Raw genomic sequence first — 1,465 nt, forward strand, 5'->3', positions numbered from 1 at the left:
CCGGCTGCCGCCGCCCGGATCGGCGGCGCGGCCCGCGATGTACGCCCTCGGCGCCTCCGAACGCGGATTCTTCTCTCTGTTGGGCGTGCTGCAGCGGGGCTCGATGCTGCCGGAGGAAGAGATCCGCGACCTGAACGCCGCGGCCACCAAGACCTCGGCGGCGATGGCGGCCACCGCCGCGGAGGTGGTGTCGATGGAGCGGGTCGCCCACGACTCCGCGTCCGCGCGGTCGTATCTGGCGCCCACCATCAATGCGTTCACCGCGCAATTGAGCGCCGGCGTTCGCCAATACAACGAAATGGTCACCGCCGCAGCGCATTTGGTGTCTTCGGTGAACGGCGGCGGGGTAGCCGCGTCGCGGCAGCGCTACCGCGCCGAATTGGTCGACGCGACCGACCGCCTGAACGGTTGGGCGCAGGCGTTCGATGAGCTCGGGGGATTGCCCAAGACGGGTTAGCGGGTCGCCGCCGTCGGGTTAGCGGCGATCGCGAGCGCGGCGGAGCCGGGGGAAGCGGGTCGCCGCCATCAGGATCAGAACGACGCTTTCAGCGACGGCAGCGCCAGCGCGGCCAGGCCCCGCGCGGTCGCCTTCAACATGTCGAAGAAGTCGAAGTAGTCGCGCCACAGCGTGATTCGCCCGTCGTGCACCTCGAACACCCCGCACACCCAGAACTGAAGCCGCAGCGGGCCGGCGATCAGCGCGTCGGTGCGTTCGGTGAGCACCGCCGCGCCGTCGGCGGCGACGCGGTGGATCTTCACCTCGAAGGCCATGCGGCCTTCCATCCGGCGGAACAGTTTCATGGCCCTGGCGCGGCCGTGGATCGTCGGCAGGCCGACGTTCTCGTAGACGAGGTTGTCGTCCAGCGCCGCGTCCGCGGCGTCGTAGTCGCCGTCCTGCAGGGCATGCAAGAAGCCCTCGACGACGCGGGTGTTCGCAACGCTGGCGGTGGCCGCCGTCCCGTTCAGCTCGGTCATGCTTGTCAGCGTAGGCAGCGTGGCGGCCCGCCGCTGTGGCAGGGTAGGGCCCGATGCGCGTCGCCGTGGTCGCCGGGCCGGATCCCGGGCACTCCTTCCCGGCGATAGCGCTGTGCCGGCGTTTCGCCGAGGCCGGCGACGAGCCGACGCTGTTCACCGGGGTGGAATGGCTCGACGCCGCGCGCGGCGCCGGCCTCGACGCCGTCGAGCTGGACGGGCTGGCGGCCACCGACGACGACCTGGACGCCGGCGCGCGGATCCACCGGCGGGCGGCGCGAATGGCCGTGCTCAACGTGCCGGCCCTACGCGCGCTGGCGCCCGACCTGGTGGTGTCCGACGTGATCACCGCCGGCGGCGGAATGGCGGCCGAGCTGCTCGGCATCCCGTGGGTGGAACTGAACCCGCATCCGCTGTACCTGCCGTCCAAGGGTCTGCCGCCCATCGGCAGCGGGCTCGCGCCGGGCAGCGGGGTGCGCGGCCGGCTGCGGGA

2 protein-coding genes and 1 pseudogene are annotated in these 1,465 nt (G+C 72.0%); 2 read left to right on the forward strand and 1 reads right to left on the reverse strand.

Annotation, left to right across the window (positions count from 1 at the left end):
• Window positions 1-457: phage shock envelope stress response protein PspM (pspM, locus tag BN971_RS24305; protein ID WP_428978082.1), on the forward strand; the 457-nt coding region annotated here is incomplete at its 5' end.
• A 74-nt stretch (window positions 458-531) separates the two neighbouring features.
• Here pspM and BN971_RS24310 read toward each other — a convergent pair.
• Complete coding sequence (locus BN971_RS24310; protein ID WP_085181298.1) at window positions 532-975, reverse strand: limonene-1,2-epoxide hydrolase family protein; 444 nt, start codon at window positions 973-975, stop codon at window positions 532-534.
• A 53-nt stretch (window positions 976-1,028) separates the two neighbouring features.
• On the opposite strand from BN971_RS24310, the pseudogene BN971_RS24315 reads away from it, so the two are divergent.
• A pseudogene (locus tag BN971_RS24315) lies at window positions 1,029-1,465 on the forward strand (glycosyltransferase); the annotation flags it as partial.

Source organism: Mycobacterium bohemicum DSM 44277 (assembly GCF_001053185.1).
GTDB lineage: Bacteria > Actinomycetota > Actinomycetes > Mycobacteriales > Mycobacteriaceae > Mycobacterium > Mycobacterium bohemicum.

Bases quoted from the DNA above. Each gene is read 5' to 3' on its own strand.
- BN971_RS24310 (WP_085181298.1), bottom strand. From the start codon at position 975: ATGACCGAGCTGAACGGGACGGCGGCCACCGCCAGCGTTGCGAACACC.